This window comes from uncultured Ralstonia sp. (assembly GCA_913056305.1).
GTDB lineage: Bacteria > Pseudomonadota > Gammaproteobacteria > Burkholderiales > Burkholderiaceae > Ralstonia.
In genome coordinates this window covers 1-7,426 of the sequence record CAJXMR010000225.1, presented here as the reverse complement: position 1 = coordinate 7,426, position 7,426 = coordinate 1, and the positions used below count along the sequence as shown (strand labels likewise).

The window sequence follows — 7,426 nt, the reverse complement described above, 5'->3', positions numbered from 1 at the left end:
AGATCAGCAGGTACAGCAGCGCGGTCAGCACCGGCGCGGCCACGGTCTGGAAGCTGACCTTCCAGAAGCGCAGCACTTCCTTGTACAGCAGCGTGCGGAAACCGATCCAGCGGGCCGGGCGAATCTCGGGAATGGCGCTCATGCGGCGGGCTCCAGCGCCGAATCGGGAATCGCCGGCGTCTGCGGCACGGCCGGGAGGCCGCCCTCGCGGCGCATGATCTGCACGAACACGTCTTCCAGGTCGGCCTTGGCGACTTCCATGTCGTCGATCTCGCAGCCCGCCTGGCGGCAGGTGGAGAGGATCTGCTCGACCTCGCCGTAGCCCGACAGGCGCAGGCGCACGCCGCGCTCGGCGTGGTTGCCCGGCAGGCGCAGGCCTTCGAGCGACGCCGGCAGCGCGCCGTTGGCAAAGCTCAGCACAAGCTGCAGCCCGGCGAATTGCGACAGCAGGTTGGCGGTGCGGTCCAGCGCCACCACCTCGCCAAACTTGAGCATGGCAATGCGGTCGCACAGCGATTCGGCTTCTTCCAGGTAGTGCGTAGTCAGCACGACGGTGTGGCCTTCACGGTTCAGGCGCGCGATGAACTTCCACAGCGTCTGGCGCAGCTCGACGTCCACGCCGGCAGTCGGCTCGTCCAGCACGATCACGGGCGGGCGGTGCACCAGCGCCTGCGCCACCAGCACGCGGCGCTTCATGCCGCCCGAGAGCGCGCGCATATTGGCGTCGGCCTTGTTGGTCAGGTCCAGGTTGGCCATGACCTCGTCGATCCAGTCGTCGTTCTTGGTCAAGCCGAAATAGCCCGACTGCAGGCGCAGCGTCTCGCGCACCGTAAAGAACGGATCGAACACCAGTTCCTGCGGCACCACGCCGAGCTTGCGGCGCGCCGTGCGGTAATCGGAGACGACGTCGTGGCCGAGCACCCGCACCTGGCCGGAATCGGCACGATTCAGGCCGGCGAGGATGGAGATCAGCGTGGTCTTGCCCGCGCCGTTGGGGCCCAGCAGACCGAAAAACTCGCCCTGCTCGACAGACAGGCTCACGCCCTTGAGCGCTTGCAACGACTTGTAGCGCTTGCGGACGTCAGCGATTTCGATGGCTTTCATGGCCGACAAAGTGAACTACCCTGCGCATCTCACGGCCGGCGATCGACACGATCGGCACGGCCCGGACACCCCTTGCGGTGGCGGCAGAGCGACAAACCCAGAATTATAGGGGAACTGCACGGAAGGCACGGCGGAGCGGCTTGGGACCGGGCCGCGGCGCTTGGCCTGGGCGCGGCATCGCGATGCCGGGGATCACAGCCCCGCACCGGACGCCGCCTCAATGTCGCGCCGGGTGATGGGATGCGGTGGGGGCCGGCGCGAGCGCCAGCAGGGAATCGACGCCGTACAGCTTGGCCAGGTTGCACAGCGCCTCGGGGGCACCGGCAATATTAAGGGCCAGTCCGGCAGCCTGCGCTGTGCGCTGCCACGACAGCAGCACCGCCAGCGCGGAAGAATCGACCTGCGACAGCCCGGCGCAATCAACCTGCACGGCACCGTTGCCAGCCTGGCGCGCCTGGCCGAGCTGCGCCTCGCCCTCGCGCAGCACGCGCGGCGCTTCGCGTTGGGTCAGCGGGCCGGACAAGGTCAACATGGTCGGATCAGAAAAAGAAACAGCGGCCGAAAGCGACCGCTGTGGCGATTCTACCGGATGCCGGCTTACTTTGCCGGACCCTTTGCCAGCTGCGCGTTACGGTCATCCAGGAACTGCACCAGGCCACCCACGCCGCCCTTCTTGCTGATGACTTCGGCAAACTGGTTCTTGTAGGTTTCCGACAGCCACAGGCCACTGATGTTGATGTCGTAGACCTTCCAGCCGTTCGCGGTCTTTTCCATGCGGTAGTCCAGCGCCACCGGCTCGCCGTTGTTGTTGACGGTCGAGCGCACCACCACGTCGGTGTCATCCGCCGCGGCGCGGAACGGCTTGTACGACACGGTCTGGTTCTTCACATTCGCCAGCGCGCCCGCGTAGGTGCGGATCAGCAGCGTCTTGAAGCCGTCCTGGATCTGTTGCTGCTGCTCTGGCGTCGCCTGGCTCCAGAAGCGGCCCATCGAGATTTGCGTGGTGCGCTTGAAGTCGGCGCGCGGCACGATCTTCTGGTCGACCAGCTGGTAGACCTTGGTCATGTTGCCGCCGCGCAGCTCCGGGTCGTTCTTGATGGCGTTGAGCACGTCATCCACGGCGGTCTTGACGGTGGTTTGCGCGTCGGCGTCCTCGGCGTGAGCCGGCAGGGCGGACACGGCGGCCACCAGCGCAACGCCGGCAAACAGGGAGTTCAGGAATTTCTTCAGCATGGGACGTCCTTCTAGTGTGAACTTCGGCTCTCATTTGCCGGTGCTGCCGGCAATCTTGGTGGCCGTTAGAACCGGCCGCCCGGCGTCGAGTTCGCGCCCGGGCTGCCTTGCTTACGTCTTGTCACCGTTGAGGCAACGGGGTTACGTGTGACGGATCAGCGGCGGAACACCGGCCAGTTGGGCGTAAAGCGCTGATACGGCGACACCGTCGCGTCGCCCGTGTCCTTGCCATCCGGCGACTTGCCGCCCTCCTTGTCTTCCGGCAGGTTGCCGTCGTAGATCAGATAGCGGCGGCGCTGCAGATAGGCATCACGCATGAAGGTGTACTTGTCGACGGCACCCTCTTCCAACACGTTGCTCACGCCCAGCAGGCTGGCGCGCACATCCACCACGCGCAGCGCGGCCAGCGAGTACGTGATCGTGCTGTCGTGCCAATACGTGAGCGGATCCAGCTGCCAGTCGACCAGGAAGCCGGCGGTATCGCGCACCGTGCTCGGGCCCAGCAGCGGCCACACGACGTACGGACCGGCCGGCACGCCCCACACGCCCAGGGTCTGGCCGAAGTCTTCCTTGTGCTTGGGCAGGCCGGCGTCCGACGCAATGTCGATCAGGCCGCCCAGGCCCAGCACGGTGTTGATCGCCACGCGCATGGTGTCTTCCAGCGCGGCCGTGCCCTTCAACTGCAGCAGGTTGTTGACGGCCGAGTAGACGTCACCTGCGTTGGAGAAGAAGTTCGACACCGCGGTGCGCGCCGGCGACGGCACCACATCGACATACGTTTGCGCGACCGGCTTGAGCACGCCCTTGTCGAAGTCATCGTTGATGCGGAAGACCTCGCGGTTGAACGGCTCGATCGGGTCGGCCGGATTGGCGTTCGGGCCGGTGGCGCAGCCCGCCAGCAAGACCACGCTTGCCGACGCCGCGAGCGCCAGGCCGCGCAGGATTCGATTGGATGTTGTTGTTTTCATGGTTTATTTGCTCCCACTGCCCTCGGCCGGCTTGGCGGCACCGCTGCCGCCGCCGTTGCCGCCAGCGCCGGCATCGGCCGCCTTGCTGTACAGGAACTGGCTGATCAGGTTTTCCAGCACCACGGCCGACTGCGTCATGGTGATCTTGCTGCCGCCGGCCAGCATGGCTGAATCACCGCCCGGTTCGAGGCCCACGTACTGCTCGCCCAGCAGGCCCGAGGTCAGGATCTTGGCCGAGCTGTCCTTCGGAAACTGGTAGCGCTGGTCCATGTCGATCACGACGGTGGCCTGGTAGGTCTTGTCGTCAAACAGGATCTGCGACACGCGGCCGACCACCACGCCCGCGCTCTTGACCGGCGCGCGCACCTTCAGCCCGCCGATATTGTCGAACGCGGCCTTCACCTGGTAGGTCTTGGCAAACGAGAACGCGCTCATGTTGCCCGCCTTGAGCGCCAGGAACAGCAACGCGACGATGCCCACCAGCACGAACAGTCCGACCCAGAAATCGAGGAGGCTCTTACGCATGATCTTTTCTCGTTAAACGCTAACGGCTGCCGACGGCTTAACTGAACATCAGCGCCGTCATCACGAAGTCCAGTGCCAGCACGGCCAGCGATGCGATCACCACGGTGCGGGTGGTCGCGCGCGACACGCCTTCCGGCGTGGCCTTGGCCTCGTAGCCCTGATACAGCGCGACGAAGGTCACCGCCACGCCAAACACGAAACTCTTGAGGACGCCGTTGAGCACGTCGTCCACCACATCCACGCCGCCCTGCATCTGCGACCAGAACGCGCCGGCATCGACGCCGATCAGGCCGACACCGACAAAGTATCCACCCAGAATACCGACCGCGCTAAAAATGGCCGCCAGCAGCGGCATGGCGATGAAGCCGCCCCAGAAGCGCGGCGCCAGCACACGGGCGAGCGGGTCGACGGCCATCATTTCCATGGCGATCAGTTGCTCGCCGGCCTTCATCAGGCCGATCTCGGCGGTGAGCGAGGTGCCGGCGCGGCCGGCAAACAGCAGCGCCGTCACCACCGGGCCCAGCTCGCGCACCAGCGACAGCGCCACCAGCAGGCCCAGCGCCTGCTCCGAGCCGTAGCGGTTGAGCGTGTAGTAGCCCTGCAGGCCGAGCACAAAGCCGACGAACAACCCCGAGACGGCGATGATGATGAACGAATCGTTGCCGATGAAGCGCAGCTGCTCGATCACCAGGCGCGGGCGACGCAGCGCGTCGCCGGAGGCACCGATGAGGGCGACCAGCATGCGCGCGGCATAGCCGAGGCGACTGATCAGCATGCGGACCAGGTGGCCGATGGAGGCGATCATCGCTGCCCCCCGCCGTTCCTGCCGTTCGCGCCATTCAGACCGAAGTCTTCCGCCAGCGGCTCGCCGGGGTAGTGGAACGGCACGGGGCCATCCGCCTCGCCGTGCACGAACTGGCGCACGAACGGATCGGTGGAGGCCGTCAGCTCGGCCGGCGTGCCCTCGGCGGCGATGCCGCCATTGGCGATGAAGTAGACGTAGTCAGCAATGTGGAACGTCTCCTGCACATCGTGCGAGACGATGATGCTGGTCGCGCCCAGCGCGTCGTTCAGGCGGCGGATCAGCGAGGCGGTCAGCCCCAGCGAGATCGGGTCCAGCCCGGCGAACGGCTCGTCGTAAAGAATGAGCGAGGGGTCCAGCGCGATCGCGCGCGCCAGCGCCACGCGTCGCGCCATGCCGCCGGAGATCTGCGACGGCATCAGGTCGCGCGCACCGCGCAGGCCGACGGCGTTGAGCTTCATCAGCACGAGATCGCGAATCAGCGCCTCGGGCAGCTGGGTGTGCTCGCGCAGCGGGAAGGCCACGTTGTCGAACACGCTCATGTCAGTGAACAGCGCGCCGAACTGGAACAGCATGCCCATCTGGCGGCGCGCGGCGTACAGCGCCGGCTTATCCATCGCGCCGATGTCCGCGCCGTGCACGCGCACGGCGCCGGCAGCGGCGGCCACCTGCCCGCCGATCAGGCGCAGGATGGTGGTCTTGCCGCAACCCGAGCCGCCCATGACGGCGACCACGCGGCCCTTGGGCACGCGCATGCACAGCCCGGACAGGATGCGTCGCGCGCCCGGCTGGTAGGCGAAATCGACCTGATCGAGTTCGACAACGGCGGTGGAGGACTGGGACGACACGATAGGCTTGGCGGCTGAGGGCTCGGGCATGTTGGCGGGCACCTGTGCGGTACCGCACCTTGTTCTGTTCTATTGGCTGACCGCACCGATAGGATGCGGCCTGCCATTATAGGGGGAAACCCGCGTGGCCCGCCGGTCACGTCTTGTCTTACCGACGGGTTGTGTGGCTGGAACGCCGCGAATGCGACACTTCGCTTAACGTCAGCCGCCTAGAAATACTGCATTGCACAAATCGAACCGCCCGGGCTACCCGCGCTGGTCGAGCCGCAGATCGGCCTCCCGGACGAGCGCCTGCCAGTGGGTGGCATCGCGGCGCATTGCGGCGGCGAAGGACTCGGCCGCGTCCCACTCGGGCTGGTAGCCGCCGGCCTGCATGGTGGCGCGCACGTCACTGGCCGCGAGCGCCCGCTTCAGCTCGGCGGCCACGCGCAGCGCCAGCGGACGCGGCGTGCGTGCCGGCGCGAACACCCCGATCCACGCGCTGTGATCGAACCCCGCCATGCCCGCTTCCCGCAGCGTCGGCACGGCGGGCGCAAAGGGCGAACGCGCCATGCCGGTCACGCCCAATAGCCGCAACTGCCCTGCGCCCACCCCGGCCGCGAGGCTCGGGTACGTGGCGAAACACGCCGTCATGCGCCCGGCCAGCACCTGCTGGACCACGCCGCCCTCGCCCTTGACCGTCACGTGCGGCGCATGCGCAGCGTAATCGCGCACGAACTGCTCGGCCACCAGGTGCGACCACGTGCCGATGGCTTCCGAACCGCAGTTGATCGACGCCGACTGCGCACGCGCCTGTGCCACCAGTTCGCCGATCGAGGCGAGCGGCAGGCGCGCGTCGACGGCCAGGAACAGCGGCAGCGTGGCCACCATCGCCACCGGCTGGAAGTCGCGCATGGGATCGTACGGTGCGGGCTCCAGTGCCGGCTGGACGACGAAGGTGGTCTGGTGCAGCAGCCAGGTATGGCCGTCCGACGGCGCATGCGCCACCAGCTCGCCAGCGGCCATGCCGTTGGCTGCGGGACGATCGTCGACAGTGGCCCCCATGCCGAGCTGCGCCGCCAGTTGCGCAGCGAGCGCACGCGCCACCGCGTCGAACACGCTGCCCTCCGCCGCCGGCACAACAAGGTGCATCGCATGCGATGGATAGCCCAGCAGTTCGGCCCGCGCCGCGCTCGCCAGCAAAACGGGCAGCGCACCGAGACAGGCCAGTGCACGACGCCGCCCCGGACGGGCGAGGTTCTGGAAGTCAGTCGGCAACCTGCGGGCAGCAGCTTGCATCGGGGTGCTGGAGGATGGGGGGGGAGTCCCATTCTAGAAAGCCGCCCCGCCGCCCTGCACTCATGTAAACCATGTCGACGTAAACCATGAAGGCGTGGCGCTGGCCTCCATGGCATGCCCCATCAAGAAAAAAGGCCCGCCAAGGCGAGCCTTGGGGGCCTGGGTCAGGCGGTCAGCCGCGTGGTCAGCGCGGCAGTTCCGTATGGCCCATGAGGAACGCGTCCACCGAGCGCGCGGCCTGGCGGCCCTCGCGGATGGCCCACACGACCAGCGACTGGCCGCGGCGCACGTCGCCGGCGGCAAACACCTTGGGCACGTTGGTGGCGTAGGCGTTGTCGCCTTCGGTGGCGGCTCGCGCGTTGTTGCGCGCATCCTTGGTCACGCCAAACGCTTCCAGCACACCGCCGACCGGGTTGGTGAAGCCCATCGCCAGCAGCACGAGATCGGCCTTGAGCGTGAACTCGCTGCCGGCAACCTCGGCCATCTTGCCGTCCGTCCACTCCAGGCGCACAGCGGTCAGGCCCGTCACGCGGCCGTTCTCACCGGTCAGCACCTTGGTGGCGACCGACCAGTCGCGCTCGCAGCCTTCGTCGTGCGACGACGAGGTGCGCAGCTTGATCGGCCAGTACGGCCACACCAGCGGCTTGTTCTCTTCTTCGGGCGGACGC

General features: G+C 67.2%; 9 protein-coding genes and 1 pseudogene. All 10 read right to left on the bottom strand.

All coding sequences use genetic code 11. The features are described from left to right. Positions 1-142: pseudogene (locus QZ609_RS22500) on the bottom strand (metal-dependent hydrolase); the annotation flags it as partial. Next, positions 139-1,104, bottom strand: coding sequence for an ABC transporter ATP-binding protein (locus QZ609_RS22495; RefSeq protein ID WP_295499680.1), 966 nt, complete (start codon positions 1,102-1,104; stop codon positions 139-141). The gene QZ609_RS22495 and the pseudogene QZ609_RS22500, both read right to left, overlap by 4 nt. Before the next feature lie 217 nt (positions 1,105-1,321). After that, entirely contained in the window at positions 1,322-1,636 is a 315-nt protein-coding gene (locus QZ609_RS22490) for an STAS domain-containing protein (RefSeq protein ID WP_295499679.1), read from the bottom strand. 65 nt (positions 1,637-1,701) lie between these two features. Continuing rightward, positions 1,702-2,337, bottom strand: a complete 636-nt coding sequence (locus QZ609_RS22485; RefSeq protein WP_295499678.1) for a phospholipid-binding protein MlaC — start codon at positions 2,335-2,337, stop codon at positions 1,702-1,704. A 155-nt stretch (positions 2,338-2,492) separates the two neighbouring features. Further along, on the bottom strand, positions 2,493-3,305 hold the full coding sequence (locus QZ609_RS22480) for a VacJ family lipoprotein (RefSeq protein ID WP_295499677.1): 813 nt from the start codon (positions 3,303-3,305) through the stop codon (positions 2,493-2,495). 3 nt (positions 3,306-3,308) lie between these two features. After that, positions 3,309-3,830, bottom strand: a complete 522-nt coding sequence (gene mlaD / locus QZ609_RS22475; protein ID WP_295499675.1) for an outer membrane lipid asymmetry maintenance protein MlaD — start codon at positions 3,828-3,830, stop codon at positions 3,309-3,311. Between the two features lie 37 nt (positions 3,831-3,867). Beyond that, a complete protein-coding gene (mlaE, locus tag QZ609_RS22470; RefSeq protein WP_295499674.1) occupies positions 3,868-4,635 on the bottom strand; it encodes a lipid asymmetry maintenance ABC transporter permease subunit MlaE in 768 nt (255 codons plus the stop codon). Next, positions 4,632-5,480, bottom strand: a complete 849-nt coding sequence (locus QZ609_RS22465) for an ABC transporter ATP-binding protein (RefSeq protein ID WP_295499681.1) — start codon at positions 5,478-5,480, stop codon at positions 4,632-4,634. Before QZ609_RS22465 ends, mlaE begins: the two co-directional genes overlap by 4 nt. 246 nt (positions 5,481-5,726) lie before the next feature. Continuing rightward, on the bottom strand, positions 5,727-6,758 hold the full coding sequence (locus QZ609_RS22460; protein ID WP_295499672.1) for a tripartite tricarboxylate transporter substrate-binding protein: 1,032 nt from the start codon (positions 6,756-6,758) through the stop codon (positions 5,727-5,729). A gap of 184 nt (positions 6,759-6,942) precedes the next feature. Continuing rightward, on the bottom strand, positions 6,943-7,426 hold a 484-nt coding region (locus tag QZ609_RS22455), incomplete at its 5' end, for an FAD-dependent oxidoreductase (protein WP_295499670.1).

What these genes read in the sequence shown, in the direction of transcription:
- QZ609_RS22495 (WP_295499680.1), bottom strand. Translation starts at nt 1,104, where the DNA reads ATGAAAGCCATCGAAATCGCTGACGTCCGCAAGCGCTACAAGTCGTTG.
- QZ609_RS22490 (WP_295499679.1), bottom strand. Translation starts at nt 1,636, where the DNA reads ATGTTGACCTTGTCCGGCCCGCTGACCCAACGCGAAGCGCCGCGCGTG.
- QZ609_RS22485 (WP_295499678.1), bottom strand. Translation starts at nt 2,337, where the DNA reads ATGCTGAAGAAATTCCTGAACTCCCTGTTTGCCGGCGTTGCGCTGGTG.
- QZ609_RS22480 (WP_295499677.1), bottom strand. Translation starts at nt 3,305, where the DNA reads ATGAAAACAACAACATCCAATCGAATCCTGCGCGGCCTGGCGCTCGCG.
- mlaD (WP_295499675.1), bottom strand. Translation starts at nt 3,830, where the DNA reads ATGCGTAAGAGCCTCCTCGATTTCTGGGTCGGACTGTTCGTGCTGGTG.
- mlaE (WP_295499674.1), bottom strand. Translation starts at nt 4,635, where the DNA reads ATGATCGCCTCCATCGGCCACCTGGTCCGCATGCTGATCAGTCGCCTC.
- QZ609_RS22460 (WP_295499672.1), bottom strand. Translation starts at nt 6,758, where the DNA reads ATGCAAGCTGCTGCCCGCAGGTTGCCGACTGACTTCCAGAACCTCGCC.